Origin of the sequence: Chryseobacterium sp. BIGb0232, assembly GCF_024810195.1 — a bacterium.
Lineage (GTDB): Bacteria > Bacteroidota > Bacteroidia > Flavobacteriales > Weeksellaceae > Chryseobacterium > Chryseobacterium pennae.
Window position 1 is genome coordinate 60,454 of the sequence record NZ_JANUEH010000010.1, and the last position, 15,717, is coordinate 76,170.

The window sequence follows — 15,717 nt, forward strand, 5'->3', positions numbered from 1 at the left end:
GAAATGTATAGTTTTTCACCAAAATTAAAATCAACTTCTATAATACTTCTTGTTGTAGGTTTAGTTCTTTTCGGTATTGGTTTCTTTTTGAACAAAGGAATTTCTACTGAGAAAATAGAACACATGATGGAGGCTGTTCATGCTTCTGGTCATAATGCTCCTACACATTCAAGTGAAATGGTTGGACCGCAGGATCACAACGCTCATTTAGAGCATGCGACAATGCAGATTCATAATTCGCCTTTAGCATCCATACATTTCGTAGCTGTATTCTTCTTCGGAGTAAGTTGTGCAGTATTATTTTTCTACTGTATTCAACATGCAGCGCATGCAGGATGGCCAATTATCATTACAAGAGTAATGGAGGCTATTGCTTCTTATATTCCTTACGGAGGGGCTATTCTAGTAATCATAATGCTATTGAATATTTTCCACCAAGGTCACCTATTCCACTGGATGGATCCGGATTTAACAGATCCAAACTCTGCACATTTCGATGTGATTTTATTTGAAAAGAAAAGATTCTTAAATATTCCTTTCTATGCAATCAGAACCCTTATTTATGTGATAGGTGCTTCATTCTTTGCATGGAAACTTAAAGCTCAGTCTAAAAAAGTAGACGATACTAAATCTAAAGTTGAGTATCAAATGCTTTACAGATGGGCAGTAGGATATATTGCATTCTTCGGATTTGCATCTGCTGCTTGGGCTTGGGACTGGTTGATGTCTATTGACCCTCACTGGTATTCTACAATGTATATCTGGTATTCAATGGTTAGCTGCCTTTCAAGTGGTATTGCTGTTATCATTTTACTAAGTGTTTATCTTAAGAAAAATGGTTTCTTACCACAGTTCAATGACAACCACTTACACGATCTAGGAGTATTCCTTTTCGCTACAAGTATGCTTTGGACATATACATGGTTTGCTCAGTTCATGCTTTACTGGTATGCCAACGTACCGGAAGAGGTTAACTACTTCTTTGGAAGATTCCAGCACTATGGTACTACATTCTTGCCAATGCTAATCATCAACTTCTTATTACCTTTATTGGTATTAGTAAGTAGCAGCATCAAGAGAAACTACAAAGTAGTAACAACAATGGCTGTTGTCGTTATTTTAGGTCACCTTTTAGATTATTTCAATATGGTAATGCCTGGAACGGTAGGACCTTACTGGAACACTCCTGAGGTATTCCTATTAATAGCAGGAGCTGTTTTATTTGTAGCAGGATTATTTATGTTTACTGTACTTTCAGCTTTATCTAAACTGAAGTTGATTCCAACAGGAAACCCATACCTACACGAATCTGAAATTTATGAGTATCCTTTCTAAGGACTTGTAACAAAATAAAACTCTAAAAGACTGATTGTTTAAACGATCAGTCTTTTTTTATGTTCTAATTTTCAATAGAGACCTAAGCAACATGATCACCAACATCAAATAAAATACTCCTATGAAAAGAATTCACCTGCTTTACTTTGTATTCAGTCTCATCTCTGTTTTCATGGATGCACAGACAATTACTTTTGTTTCAGAAAAAAACAACAAGCCACTACCTAAAGTTTCTGTTTTCGGGAAAGACGGAAGTATCCTTGCTTACTCTGATATTGATGGGAAAATCGACAAACAGTCATTAAACCCAGATCAGGAAAAATTCCAGTTAGTGTATAACAGTTTCCCTGTGGCAACACTCTCCTATTCTGACTTTGAACAGCCCACCATTAAAATCAACGACCAGGTAAAAGAAATTGAAACCATTGTTATTAAAAATAATAAGCCAGCCAAATACATTCTGGTTAAAGGAAACTTTAATTCATACGTTACCGTTAACAATAAACTTAATGGGTATGCAGACGGAATCATTACCTATGTTTTCGATAATAAAACCAAAAAGCTAAAAAGTACAAATGTTCAGCAGTACCGAATTTACAGACTCATAGATCCTAAACAAGAAAAGAAACTCACCGCAAGCTGGGATTACGGAAACTCACTCGATGTTCCGAAAATGAAAAAGGTTGGAAATATAGATGAGTATAAAAAGAAGGATACAAAAATCAAGGAGCTGAAAGGAAACTTTAAAGATGAAATAGAAGTTACCGGAGAATATCTGCAGCAGAAAGAATTAGCATTATTTGGATTCCGGTTCTTTGACTTTAGAGGCATTCAGAATATTTCCTTCGAAAAAGATTCTCAGAAATCACTGAAAGACCTGCTGGAGTTTAATGAAATTCTTTTTGTAAAGCTCAAACATAAGAGTGAAGCCAGCTACAACCAGATTATCTCTTATGAAAATTTTTATACCACAGAAATCAGTTTTAGCAATGAAAATAATATTGATGATGTAAGATTCAATAAAGAATACAGTAATTATAAGACTCAATACTGGAAGGATCCGTCTTTCCCAAATATGCAGACCATTTTCAGCAGTTATTTCAAGGGGGATCTTCAGGAAAAACAAAACAAAAAATAAAATCTACTATTAATAAAGGTTTTAGTAAATTTGCAACAAACCAAATAAAAATGAAAAAGTTTTCTTTTCTACTTGTTTTCAGTCTGTTGCTTTTTACAGCATGTAAGAAAGATCATGTAGATGCTACGAATACTAAAACGCTGCAGTCAAGTATTAACGATATGACTTCCAGCCTACCAACCATTAAACAGATTAAGTTTAATGAAGCTCTTTATATCCTTAAAACATTTGGAGTGGAAGCTGATGGGGATGTGAATGAGCTAAAAGCTCTTGGAAAACTGATCAACGGGAAAAAAGTTCCTGAGATCATGACCCTAGCTGACGAAGTTGCACAGAAAAACGGAATAGAATGGGCAAGCAGTAACCCACCATCACTAGGTGAAATGAATATTTTCGGTGATGATAAAGCTAAAGAAAGTGATCCTAATGATATAAAAGCAGGAGCATTAAGCCTTGTGACAAGACCAACAGGAGATGACGGAAACGGCTCACCCACAGCTATCCAGATTGTTCCAAGATTAGTAGATGCAGCAGGAAACCCTGTAGCGTTTACAGGTGCTGGTTTGGAAGCTACATTAGAAGTTTTCAGCAATGGAGTAAGACTCTCAACCGCTAAAAACCTGATGCAGGATAACAACTTTAAAGGATTTAACCTTAAATTCTCTTCTATTCCTGCTTCTAAGGTTGTAGATAATAAAATTGATATCACTGTTTCTGTAAAAACAACGGCAAAGACTTTCAAAATGTCTAAAATCGGATTGGATGTAAATGCTGCAGCCTTAAAAGTTCCTGCCGTTCCAAAAACAGATACAACAGCTGTTCCTCAACAGCCAAGTGCAGTAGTAGACCCGAATAATCCATCAACAACTACTCCACCTGCAACTACAGAACCTGGTACAGCCACTCCTGCAGCTCCAACAGCTCCAAAACAGCCAGTTGCAGATCCAAAAAATACAGTAAGCAAGTTCCTGAACAGCGTAAGCTCTCAGAACTTAAAAGCTGCTTATGAAACATCCAACAACCCAAGCTGGGGAAGCTATGAATCTTTCTCCAATCCTAATTCCGGTTTTGGAGCAGTAAAAAATGTAAGCGTTAAAAATATTACAACAAGTGCATCTAATCCTAACGGAGCAAGCGTAAATGCTACTTATGATGTAACCGATAAAAACGGAAAAACAACCTCATTAAAGGTAACTTTCGGACTTAAAAATGTAAACGGAGACTGGAAAATTTCCAGCTATAAAATCAACCCATAAATGGCTTCAGCAGAACTGATAAAAAAACTAGAAGAAACAATTGAAAATATTCCGGACTTTCCTATTCCAGGGATCCAGTTTAAGGATATTTCACCCATCTTTTTAGATCCAAAACTTTATGAAGATGTAATTGCAGACCTTGCTGCCAACAGTAAAGGAAAGATAGATGCAGTATGCGGAATAGAAAGCCGTGGTTATCTTTTTGGAATCGCTATTGCAGTAGCCCTAGAGGTTCCTTTTATCTTAATCAGAAAAGCAGGAAAACTCCCCCCACCAATCATTTCGGAAAAATATGACCTGGAATATGGAAGTGCCATTATCGAAACCCGTGAAGGGCAGATAAAACCAGGACAGAGAGTTTTAATCCACGATGATCTTTTAGCAACAGGAGGAACTACAGAAGCGGCAGCTAAACTAGTAGAAAAACAGGGCGCCACTGTTTCTCAATTCAGTTTCCTGATTGGATTAAAAGGCTTGAATGGTGATGAAAAACTGAAAAAGTTTGGTGCAGAAGTGTACCATGTCTTAGAATACTAATCTATATCAATAAAAAAATAAATGCTTCGTAAACTATGTTTTCGAGGCATTTTTATTATTAACGATTGATAATTCATAACATTTATATAACAATGCTCTAAAAGTATTTTGTAAATCACTAAGAAACAATTAAATTTGCAATTCAATTTTTAAAAACTTATGGCAAAATTGGGAAAGAATGCTCAGAACGAGCAAGAAGGTAAAGAAACGGTTGAGTTCTTCAAAGACCTTGACAGAGAGGCCTTAAACACTGAGAGATTTCTTGAAAAATATTCAAAACCACTAGGAATTGTATTTGGAGTTTTAGTTTTAGGAGTTTTAGGATTCTTCGGATATAAGCAATTTGTAGTTGCTCCTAAAAACGCTGAGGCTGTAAAAAGCTTCCTTGCTGCTCAGAAAAACCTTACTGAAAATAAAAACGCTGAAGCTTTAGGTGGAAAATCTGCTGCAAATCCAGGTTTCATCGGAACTTCTAACGAATATTCAGGAACAAGCATCGGTCAGCTATCTGCTTACAATGCTGGTTTATTGAAATTCAAAGAGGGAAAGTTCCAGGAAGCTTATGATCTTTTAGATAAATTCTCTTCTGACAACAAAACGCTGATGGCAATGAAATATGGTGCTATGGCTGATGCAAAATCAGGATTGAACAAAAATGATGAAGCTTTATCATTATTAGACAAAGCAGCTACAGCTTCTGATGATCCTTATACTACTTATTTCTTCACAAGAAAAGCAGGTATCGTAGCATTAGGATTAAAGAAAAATGCAGATGCTAAAAAATACTTCTCAGCAATTGATGAGAAATACCAGGATTATGACAACGGAATGTCTGATTCTTATATTGAAATGACTAAATATTATTAAAAAAATGGCAACAGTTAATCTTTCCGATTACAAGCCACTTCATATAACTAATGCCGAAGATTTTTCTATCGGCATTGTTTTTTCTGAGTGGAATGATTTTGTAACGTACAATCTTCGTGATGCAGCTTTGGAAATCCTTGAAAAAGAAGGCGTAAAACCTGAAAACATTAAGCTTTTCCCTGTTCCCGGAGCTTTTGAATTAAGCTATGCAAGCATGCAGCTTTGCAAAGAAAGAAAATATGATGCTGTCATCTCAATCGGATGTGTGATCCGTGGAGAAACACCTCACTTCGACTATGTATGTTCTGCTGTAGCACAGGGAATCAAGGATTGTAATATCATGACAGACACTCCCACAATCTTCTGTGTTTTGACAGATGACACTAAGGAACAGTCTATTGCAAGAAGCGGCGGAGACCTTGGAAACAAAGGTGTAGAAGCAGCAGTAACCGCTTTAAGAATGATTGATTTCAAAAAGAACTTATCTGATAAAAAAGGAAACATCGGTTTTGGACATTCTTAACCGTTGATATACTTTAACAATACAGAGGACTATTTTTTAATAGTCCTTTTTTTATTGGCAAATATCAAAATGTTCACGGATTAATTAAACTAAGGTTTAAATTATACCCATGAACTCTTAAATTCTTATTAATAAATATCAGGTTTTGCTTTTTTTGACATAAAAGTTAGATACAACGAACTATCTTTGTGAAAATCGTATAGACCATAAATCCATGTTTCTAAAAAAAATAAAACCTTTCCTATATTTAGGAATCTTTTATCTGATTATTTCCTTGATCGTAAGGACAGTATTCTTCTTTCATCCTATCACTACAGCCAGTTTTGGATTCTTTGAGATCATTAAAGTACTGTTTGTAGGTCTTATCAACGATATTTTTGTTTTTGTCCTCGCAAGTTCCATTCTTGCCCTCTACTTTTTATTCCTTTCCAATTCGAAATATAAAAAACCTTATGGATATATTATTTTTGGAGCTTTGGTTGCATTTTTCTTGTATATCTGGCTTATTCCAAATAATATTTTCAAGCAATACGGAGGCTCTGTAACAGAAATTGCTCTTTCCTTTGTGGGAGTCAAGGCATTCCTGTTCGGATTAATGCTTTTCCTTCCTACCCAAAGAATCAGAATTCGTAACATTTTATATTTTATTACCTTGTTGTTGTATGTTCTACTGATTATATTCAATGGAGTAAGTGAGTATTTCTTTTATAATGAATTTGGAGTACGCTACAATTTTATTGCGGTAGATTACTTAATATATACAAATGAAGTCATTGGGAATATCATGGAAAGTTATCCTGTTATTCCTCTATTTTCAGGGATAATGTTGGTTACAGTAACCATTACATGGTTCATTTATAAAAAGACTAAAGACGAATTACTGGAACTCCCTAATTTTAAGCAGAAATTGATTTTACTAGGTTCCTTTGCTGTACTTTGTGCTATCAGCTTGTTAACTCTCCCATCATTAATGCAAATCAAATCTGACAATGTTTTTGCAGATGAGATTGAAGCCAACGGACTTCCAAAGTTTTACTGGGCTTTCACCCATAACGAACTTGATTATTTCCAGTTTTATTCACAGCTCAATCAACAGCAGGCAGAAAAGAATTTCCTAAGCCAATATCCACAGCATACCTTAGCAAGAAATATTGTTGCTGAACAGCCGGAAGCAAAGAAGAATGTAGTTCTGATCTCTATTGAAAGCCTTTCTGCAGATTTCCTTGAACATTATGGAAATACCCAAAAGATTACGCCATTCCTGGACAGTCTTGCAGATAAATCTTTGATGTTCACCAATCTTTATGCTACAGGGAACAGAACCGTTCGCGGACTGGAAGCCCTGACGCTTTGTATTCCTCCTACAGCAGGGGAAAGTATTATCAAGAGAAATGACAATAAAAATAAATTCACCACAGGAAGTGTATTCAAATCAAAAGGATATGATGTTAAATTCCTATATGGTGGATACAGTTATTTTGATAATATGCAGGACTTTTTTGGTGGAAACGGATATGATATTGTAGACAGAAACAACTTTAAACCGGAAGAAATTACTTTTGCCAATGTTTGGGGTGTTGCAGATGAAGATATGGCAAGGAAAGCTATCCAGGTAATGAATGCTGAAGCAAAATCAGGAAAACCTTTCTTCAACCATTGGATGACAGTTTCCAACCACAGACCTTTTACCTACCCGGATGGAAGAATTGATATTCCCGGAACATCAAAATCCCGTGAAGGAGGGGTAAAATATACAGACTATTCACTGAAACTATTCTTTGATATGGCAAAGAAACAGGATTGGTATAAAAATACAGTCTTTGTTATTATCGCAGACCATTGTGCATCCAGTGCCGGAAAAACAGAACTTCCGATGGATAAGTACAGAATTCCTGCAATGATCTTTTCAGAAGGATTCATCCAGCCACAGAAATTTGATGCTTTGATGTCTCAGATCGATGTGATGCCTACTCTATTCGGATTATTAAATTTCAATTATCAATCCAAATTCTTAGGCCAGGATGTTTTCAAAAAAGAATTTCAGCCTAAGGCTTATATTGCCACCTATCAGGACCTTGGGTTTGTAAAAGACAATCGTTTAACCATCATTTCACCAGTGAAGAAAGCAAAACAATACTCTCTGGAACTGGAAAAAAGTGAGCTTGCTCCGGAATTTAAACTGTATTATGATGAAAAACTGTTGAAAAACACAGATCAGAAACTGGTAAATGATGCTATTTCAGCCTACCAGTCAACATCTTATTGGCTGAAGACCAAGCAGCTTAACCGATAAGATATTTCTTTCATAAAGTAACTTAATAAGCGGTTGTAAACTTTAATTTTATAAATTTACGACACAAAAAAAAACATATTATTATGAGATGGACAGACGACAGAGGCGGTAACGTTGATGATCGCCGTGGCTCCGGAGGCGGAGGTGGCGGTATGATTGTAGGCGGTGGCCTCGGAACCTTAATTATAGCAGCCATTGTTTTCTTTTTAGGAGGGGATCCTTCTGGGATATTGAATTCCGGCAGCATACAATCTTCAGGAAATACAGGAGAAAAAAGAGAGCTTACTGTACAGGAAAAACAAATTGGGGAAATGGTTGATATGATGTCCGGATGGAATACCCAAACCTGGAATCAGACCTTTAAAGAAAATGGAATGAATTTTTCTGAACCTAGAATTGTTCTTTTCGAAAGTACAACTGACTCCGGATGTGGCACAGCACAGTCTGCTATGGGTCCATTTTATTGTCCTGCCGATCAGAAAATTTATATGGACATGGAGTTTTTCGGTGAGCTTCAACAGAGGTTTGGAGCCAAAGTAACTGAATTTACCGTTGCCTATGTTCTTGCTCATGAAATGGGACATCACATACAAACTCTTCTGGGAACTACCCAAAAAGTAGATGCCTTAAGAAGAAGTGGAAGATATTCTGAAGCTGAAATGAACAAGGTATCTGTAGCTACAGAACTACAGGCAGACTTTTATGCCGGAGTTTGGGCTAAACGTACAGATGATTCTAAGAAAATTCTTGAGCCTGGAGACATTCAGTCTGCTATAGATGCTGCAGAAGCTGTAGGCGATGATAATATCCAGAAAAGAGGTCAAGGTTATGTGAATCAGGAAAGCTTTACCCATGGATCATCTGCACAGCGTAAAGAATGGTTTATGAAAGGATACAACACTGGTGATATCAGACAGGGTGATACTTTCAACCAACTTTTAAAATAAATAAACTTACAGTATAAAACAAAGTGCCAGTGAACGGATTCACTGGCACTTTGTTTTATTGCAATTCAATCGGATTTGTATTTTTCTTAGCTTCTTCTTTCGCTCTTTCCTCCATACGCTTTCTCATATCAGCAGGATTTTGGTTTCCGCCACCTCCAGATCCCCGTCCTCCGCCGATTCTCATTGGTGCAGTACTGCCTCCTCCTGTTCCCTGATTCATGAAGGACATCGGATCGGTCTTAAACTTTTGCTGTTGCTTTACAAAATCAGATCTTTTTACTTTTAAAGTATTTCCAAGCTGGTTTAAAGTCGGAAGTTCTGCAATCTTATAATTTTTCATCAGATCAAAAGAATAATCCCCTTTATCATCCTCAACTTTTACAATTAATCCCGGAAGTCCACCAAATTTATATGGTCCATCCTGATAGGGAAGATCTGTAGTAAACCAGGCAGTCCATTTTCTTCCGGCAAAATCCGTTTCAGCCTTCTGCACTTTGTACTCTCCAATTTTTCTTGTTTCTGAAGACATTTTCCAGTTTAAAGGCCTGTCTTCTTCATAGGAATATATATCCCTGCCGATCCTGTCTTTAAAATAAGTCTTTTGATTCGCTTTATCTTTTTCTACCGTGTAGTTGATATTTGTTTTAAGACCTTCCATCTGATCTCTGTTGATACCCGCTCTGCCACCGCCGCCCTGAAATGCTTTTTGCATGATAGAATCCCTTTTGATTCTGTTTTCAGAATAAAAAATAGATTTATCCTGAGAAATATCAAGATATGTATTTTCAGTTTTTACATCTGCTTTATTTTCAGTATCCGGCTTCATCGTTACCTGATATACAAATCGATTTGCCTGCGCAGAAACCTGCTGTATAAACAGTGCCAGAGCAATAATACCTATTTTTTTCATTGTGAGTCAATTTATGTTTTGGATTTCAAAAGATTACCAAGGTTAAACTCATCAATGATAAAAATCGATAAAATAAAAATGCTGATTTTTATATCCTGATTTTTGTTCGTATTTTTGCGTAATTAAATCATTCTAAATAAATACAATGATAAAGGTATCAGACTATGCAAAGGAGAAAGCTATCCAGTTAATGACTGAAGATGGTTTTAACCCTGCTGAAGATTATATAAGAGTTGGGGTAAAAAGCGGCGGATGCTCTGGTTTAGAGTATGTTTTAAAGTTTGACAACCAAAAAACAGACACAGATCAGATTTTTGAAGATAATAATATTAAAATTATCATCGACAAAAAATCCATTCTCTATTTAGCAGGAACTACTCTTGAATATTCAGGAGGATTGAACGGAAAAGGGTTTGTTTTCAACAACCCGAATGCATCCAGAACATGTGGATGTGGAGAATCATTTAGTCTTTAGAGAAAAGACATAAGATACTAGACCTCAGAGAAAAAACTGAAGCCTAAAATCTGAAATCTAAAAAATTATAATGAGTAAATATACTGAAGACGATTTAAGAGTCGATCTAGAAAATAAAAAATATGAATTCGGTTGGGAAACCAAAATTGATTATGAAGATTTCCCGATTGGTTTAAATGAGGACATCGTCCGTGCTATCTCCGCGAAAAAAGAGGAGCCGGAATGGATGACTGAATGGCGTTTGGAATCTTTTAAAATCTGGTTAAAAATGGTAGAGCCTACCTGGGCGAATATCAAATATGAAAAGCCAGATTTTCAAGCAATTCGTTACTACGCTGCTCCAAAGGCAAAACCTGAATTGGAAAGCCTTGATCAGGTAGATCCTGAATTATTGAAAACTTTCGAAAAGCTAGGGATTAATATTGAGGAACAAAAAAGACTTTCAGGAGTTGCTGTAGATATTGTAATAGACTCTGTTTCTGTGAAAACCACTTTCCAGGATACATTGGCAGAAAAAGGAATTATTTTCTGTTCCATCTCTGAAGCTATTAAAAACCATCCTGATTTAGTAAGAAAATATCTTGGAAAAGTAGTTCCAAGAGGAGATAACTTCTATGCAGCACTGAATTCCGCAGTATTCTCTGACGGAAGTTTCTGCTATATTCCTAAAGGCGTAAAATGCCCAATGGAATTATCCACTTACTTCCGTATCAACCAGGCAGGAACAGGACAGTTTGAAAGAACGCTTGTGATTGCAGATGAAGGAAGTTATGTTTCTTACCTTGAAGGATGTACAGCTCCATCAAGAGACGAAAACCAGCTTCATGCAGCGGTTGTGGAACTGATTGCATTAGACAATGCTGAAATTAAATATTCTACGGTACAGAACTGGTATCCAGGAAATGAAGAAGGAAAAGGAGGAGTATTCAACTTTGTAACGAAAAGAGGTCTTTGCGAAAGAAGTGCAAAAATCTCTTGGACGCAGGTTGAAACAGGTTCTGCTGTAACATGGAAATATCCATCTTGTATCTTGAAAGGTGACAACTCTATCGGTGAGTTCTACTCTATCGCAGTAACGAACAATCACCAATATGCAGATACTGGAACAAAAATGATTCACATTGGGAAAAATACCAAGTCAACGATCATTTCTAAAGGAATCTCTGCAGGAAAATCTCAGAACTCATACAGAGGACAGGTAAAAGTAATGCCTTCCGCAAAAGGAGCAAGAAACTTCTCTCAGTGTGACTCTTTATTGATGGGTAATGAATGTGGAGCACACACTTTCCCTTATATTGAAATTAAAGATCCTACTGCACAATTGGAACACGAAGCAACCACTTCGAAAATTGGAGAAGATCAGATTTTCTACTGTAACCAGAGAGGTATTGATACAGAAAGAGCCATTGCATTGATCGTAAACGGGTTCAGTAAAGAAGTTTTAAATAAGCTTCCAATGGAATTTGCTATTGAAGCACAAAAACTACTTGAAATTTCATTAGAAGGATCAGTAGGATAACAAAACATGATAGCTACAGAAAGATTAATTTTAAGAAAACCTGCAAAAGAAGATTTTGAAAGATTCTTTGAAATTAATCATGACCCTGAAACCAATATTCATAATCCTAGCGGCCCCATGAGTTTTGAAAAAGCAGAAAGTACATTTACCAGAATACTTGATCATTGGGAAACGTATCATTTCGGAAGCTGGGTGATTGTTGAAAAAGACAGTCTTGAGAATATAATAGGTTTTGGCGGCCTGAGCTATAAACTCTACGGAGAAGAAGAAAAATTGAATTTAGGCTATCGTTTTGCTTCCCAGGCATGGGGGAAAGGATACGCCACAGAATTCACAAAGAAAGCTATAGATTTTGGGTTGAATAAGGATAATAAAGATGAAATATTCGCCATTGTCCGCCCCAGTAATTTAGCTTCTGTTAAAGTTTTGGAAAAGGCAGGTATGATCAAAATCGGAACGCTAAATGATGTTCCCGGTCAACCTGAAAGTTTAGTATATAGAATTCAAAAATAATTTGTTTAAGCAAATAAAATGTTAGAAATTAAAAACCTTCACGCCAAAATTGAAGATGGCGCAGAAATATTAAAAGGGATTAACCTTGAAATAAAACCAGGAGAAGTTCACGCTATTATGGGGCCAAACGGAGCTGGTAAGTCTACCCTTTCTTCTGTAATCGCAGGAAAAGAGGATTACGAAGTGACAGGTGGAGAAATTTTGTTCCAGGGAGAAGATATCATTGAAGATGCTCCGGAAGACAGAGCACACAAAGGAATCTTCCTATCTTTCCAGTATCCAGTGGAAATTCCGGGAGTTTCTGTAACGAACTTCATCAAAGCTGCTTTAAACGAAACAAGAAAAGCAAACGGATTACCAGAAATGCCGGCAAAAGAAATGCTTGCATTAATCCGTGAAAAATCTGAAAAATTAGGAATCAAAAAAGATTTCCTTTCAAGATCACTGAACGAAGGGTTCTCCGGAGGTGAGAAGAAAAGAAACGAAATCTTCCAGATGATGATGCTTAACCCTAAATTGGCGATCCTTGATGAAACAGATTCAGGATTAGACATTGACGCGCTAAGAATTGTTGCTGATGGGGTAAATGCTTTTAAAAACGAAGGAAATGCAGTTCTTTTGATTACTCACTATCAAAGATTGCTTAACTATATTCAACCTGACTTCGTTCACGTTTTAGCTAACGGAAAAATCATCAAAACAGGTGATAAATCTTTAGCATTAGAATTGGAAGAAAAAGGTTACGATTGGCTTCTTAACTAAGAAGGAAATCGATTATTCCGGAGATCAAAAATTTTTCGCTGCCATTCTGAGTGAAGCGTAAAAAATGAAGAATCTCTATTATCAAAAATTTGGATTCCTTCTTCCTTGGAATGACAATATTTTAGTTCAAAATAAAAAGAAAAAATGGTGCAAACCACAGATATACCAGTAATGGCATTAAAAGAACAAATCATCGAAAACCATAATGAGTTTTTGGAGAGTCTTCGTCACAGATTTTTAGATAGTGACAGAAAAGCTGCTCTCCAAAAGTTTGAGAACGCTGGTTTTCCTACAAAGAAAGACGAAGAATATAAATATACCAATCTAAAGGAGATCACGGAAAAAAACTATAATTTCTTTCCGAATGAGCACCATAATATCACTAAAGAGCAGTTTGATGAATTGCATCTTGGAGAAGAAAATTTTGATTGGATTGTTTTTGTAAACGGTAAACTTCACAAAGAACTTTCAAAAGTTTCTATTGAAAATGTAGAGTTTCTTTCGTTCAATTACGCATTGAATGATGAAAAACATAAAGAGGTATTTGAAAAATATTTCAATACAATTGCTTCTAAGGATTTAGCTTTCACAAACTTAAACCTTGCGTACTGCAAATATGGTTTCTTTTTGAAAGTTCCTAAAAATGTGGTAATTGAAAAGCCAATTCATGTTTTCTACATTTCTCAAAACCAGGAAGAAAATACATTCTACAATACAAGAAACTTATTGATCGTTGAAGAAGGAGCAAAAGTTGAGGTTATTGAAAGTCACCACAATTTTGATGACACTTATGTGTTAACGAATTCTGTGACAGAGATCTTCACCTATCCAAATGCAAAAGCAGACTGGCACAAGCTTCAGAACGATAACAATACGTCTTACCTTGTAGACCACACGTTTGCAAAACAGGAAAAAGACAGTTTAACGACTGTAAATACATTCTCTTTCGGAGGAAAGCTGATAAGAAACAACCTTGACTTTATCCAAAATGGTTCTAATATCAATTCATTCATGAATGGTATTACTATTATCGGAAAAGATCAGCTGGTTGACCACCACACGGCAGTTCACCACAATTTCCCGAACTGTGAAAGTTATCAGAACTACAAAGGGATCTACGATGGTAATGCCCACGGAGTTTTCAACGGAAAAGTTTTTGTTGATAAAATTGCTCAGAAAACCAATGCGTACCAACAGAACAATAATGTATTGCTAAGTGAAGGCGCAAGCATTGATACTAAACCTCAGTTAGAAATTTTTGCAGATGACGTAAAATGTTCTCACGGGTGTACAGTAGGCCAACTTAATGAAGATGCTTTGTTCTATCTGAGAGCAAGAGGAATCTCTAAAAAAGAAGCTCAGGCATTGCTTCTATATGCATTTGCTAATGATGCGATGCAAAACATTGATATTGAGCCTCTAAAAGAGAAGATTTCAAAGCTTTTAGCTGAGAAATTAGAAGTAGATATAGAGTTTTAAACGTTATATATATTGATACATAAAAAGCACTTCAAATTGAAGTGCTTTTTTATTTTAAAATGGTCTAATCCCGTTTTATTTCTTTAACCAGCTTTGGTTGTCTTTATTATCTGAACGTTTCTTTCCGTTATCAAAATTATAAGCCAAACCAACGCCTAGTGTCTGTTTTAACTGGGTTTTCCATATCTGATTGTGGTCATATAACAGATCCAGGGTTACATTTGTAGAAATATATTTATTGATTTTCATGCTTAAAACTCCGCTATATCCAAGAACAAGTCTTTCCGGATGATCAAGGTAGTTTGAAAATACTGAAGCTGTGTTAAGCAAAGTGATGTTATCCATAATTTTCAGCTTATACATCGCTGTTCCCAGGAAACCGAACTGGAATAGAGAAGAATCTCCATCATTTTTAAGTCCGTAAGTTCCTGCTTTCTGAAGATCTTTATCCAAAACAAAGGTCCATCTGGCATTCGCAGGACGTAGCGTTACTGTAAGATTATCATCGGGACGATAGGTAACCCCTGCCCCAACGCTCAAGTAACCTGGTGCCATAAAGTTTGAAATTTTCTTTGCATCAGGATTGTTACCATCTTCATAACCTGGAGCAAACTGAGTCTGAAACCCAACACCCCCGGAGATATACCAGTGCTTAGCAAACTCCCGCCCATAATTGGTAGACAGATTAATCACATCCTGAGTCTTTCTTACTCCAGTACCTTGGGTGTTATTTTGTCCATACCCTAGAATAATAATGTTTTCCCAAAGATTTTTGCCTTTTTCGTAAGTAAGGTTGTAATTAACCCCGGCAAGCCACCCTACGTTGTTGGCTCCACCACCTACCCAATTCGAAAAGGCTGCCTGATTAAGCATTAATGTATTTTGTCCCTGAATAGACCAGGCTTTAATAGTATCCACAGCAGGAGCATCTGTTTTCGTTTCCTGAGCCATGGCTATAGCCCCACAAGAAATGGAAGCGATTAATAAAACTTTTTTCATAATTAACGATTTCCTACAAATGTATAAATAATAATTTACGCTAAAATAAAATTCACTTTAAAATGAATTGAATCACGTCAAAATTATCAAGACAATATCATGGAAACAAACCATTTAACCAATCACCTGCACATACCAAACTTAAAGCAACTTAAAACCGGAAA

At 36.2% G+C, this 15,717-nt stretch carries 15 protein-coding genes; 13 read left to right on the forward strand and 2 right to left on the reverse strand.

Annotated features, from left to right (window positions below; all coding sequences use genetic code 11):
• The first annotated feature begins 3 nt into the window (after positions 1-3).
• The 8 genes from M2372_RS19210 (at position 4) to M2372_RS19245 (ending at position 8,896) form a co-directional block, all read left to right on the forward strand.
• Positions 4-1,335 (forward strand): quinol:cytochrome C oxidoreductase, encoded by a 1,332-nt coding sequence (locus M2372_RS19210; RefSeq protein ID WP_115968335.1) that lies wholly within the window; start codon positions 4-6, stop codon positions 1,333-1,335.
• 121 nt (positions 1,336-1,456) lie between these two features.
• The gene (locus M2372_RS19215; protein WP_123320373.1) at positions 1,457-2,473 is read left to right on the forward strand and encodes a hypothetical protein; all 1,017 of its coding nucleotides are present in this window, start codon (positions 1,457-1,459) and stop codon (positions 2,471-2,473) included.
• 50 nt (positions 2,474-2,523) lie between these two features.
• Positions 2,524-3,729 carry a hypothetical protein gene (locus M2372_RS19220; RefSeq protein WP_115968338.1) on the forward strand — a complete coding sequence of 402 codons (1,206 nt, stop codon included), beginning with the start codon at positions 2,524-2,526 and terminating at the stop codon, positions 3,727-3,729.
• The gene (locus M2372_RS19225) at positions 3,730-4,266 is read left to right on the forward strand and encodes an adenine phosphoribosyltransferase (protein WP_115968340.1); all 537 of its coding nucleotides are present in this window, start codon (positions 3,730-3,732) and stop codon (positions 4,264-4,266) included.
• 159 nt (positions 4,267-4,425) lie between these two features.
• Positions 4,426-5,133 (forward strand): tetratricopeptide repeat protein, encoded by a 708-nt coding sequence (locus M2372_RS19230; RefSeq protein WP_123320372.1) that lies wholly within the window; start codon positions 4,426-4,428, stop codon positions 5,131-5,133.
• A 4-nt stretch (positions 5,134-5,137) separates the two neighbouring features.
• A complete protein-coding gene (gene ribH / locus M2372_RS19235) occupies positions 5,138-5,656 on the forward strand; it encodes a 6,7-dimethyl-8-ribityllumazine synthase (protein ID WP_065395674.1) in 519 nt (172 codons plus the stop codon).
• A gap of 214 nt (positions 5,657-5,870) precedes the next feature.
• Positions 5,871-7,949, forward strand: coding sequence for an LTA synthase family protein (locus M2372_RS19240; protein WP_123320371.1), 2,079 nt, complete (start codon positions 5,871-5,873; stop codon positions 7,947-7,949).
• 83 nt (positions 7,950-8,032) lie between these two features.
• Complete coding sequence (locus M2372_RS19245; protein ID WP_123320370.1) at positions 8,033-8,896, forward strand: neutral zinc metallopeptidase; 864 nt, start codon at positions 8,033-8,035, stop codon at positions 8,894-8,896.
• A 55-nt stretch (positions 8,897-8,951) separates the two neighbouring features.
• On the opposite strand, the gene M2372_RS19250 is transcribed toward M2372_RS19245, so the two are convergent.
• A complete protein-coding gene (locus M2372_RS19250) occupies positions 8,952-9,806 on the reverse strand; it encodes a GLPGLI family protein (protein ID WP_123320369.1) in 855 nt (284 codons plus the stop codon).
• Positions 9,807-9,951: 145 nt separating this feature from the next.
• On the opposite strand from M2372_RS19250, the gene M2372_RS19255 reads away from it, so the two are divergent.
• The 5 genes from M2372_RS19255 to sufD all read left to right on the forward strand — a co-directional run bounded on the left by M2372_RS19255 (position 9,952) and on the right by sufD (position 14,554).
• Entirely contained in the window at positions 9,952-10,281 is a 330-nt protein-coding gene (locus M2372_RS19255) for an iron-sulfur cluster assembly accessory protein (protein ID WP_027372006.1), read from the forward strand.
• Between the two features lie 70 nt (positions 10,282-10,351).
• On the forward strand, positions 10,352-11,800 hold the full coding sequence (gene sufB / locus M2372_RS19260) for a Fe-S cluster assembly protein SufB (protein ID WP_123320368.1): 1,449 nt from the start codon (positions 10,352-10,354) through the stop codon (positions 11,798-11,800).
• A 6-nt stretch (positions 11,801-11,806) separates the two neighbouring features.
• On the forward strand, positions 11,807-12,313 hold the full coding sequence (locus M2372_RS19265) for a GNAT family N-acetyltransferase (protein WP_123320367.1): 507 nt from the start codon (positions 11,807-11,809) through the stop codon (positions 12,311-12,313).
• An 18-nt stretch (positions 12,314-12,331) separates the two neighbouring features.
• Complete coding sequence (gene sufC / locus M2372_RS19270) at positions 12,332-13,075, forward strand: Fe-S cluster assembly ATPase SufC (RefSeq protein ID WP_115968354.1); 744 nt, start codon at positions 12,332-12,334, stop codon at positions 13,073-13,075.
• Between the two features lie 171 nt (positions 13,076-13,246).
• Positions 13,247-14,554 carry a Fe-S cluster assembly protein SufD gene (gene sufD, locus M2372_RS19275; protein ID WP_123320619.1) on the forward strand — a complete coding sequence of 436 codons (1,308 nt, stop codon included), beginning with the start codon at positions 13,247-13,249 and terminating at the stop codon, positions 14,552-14,554.
• Between the two features lie 75 nt (positions 14,555-14,629).
• Here the strand turns inward: sufD and M2372_RS19280 are convergent, their stop codons facing one another.
• The gene (locus M2372_RS19280) at positions 14,630-15,553 is read right to left on the reverse strand and encodes a DUF3078 domain-containing protein (RefSeq protein WP_123320366.1); all 924 of its coding nucleotides are present in this window, start codon (positions 15,551-15,553) and stop codon (positions 14,630-14,632) included.
• Positions 15,554-15,717 lie beyond the last annotated feature (164 nt).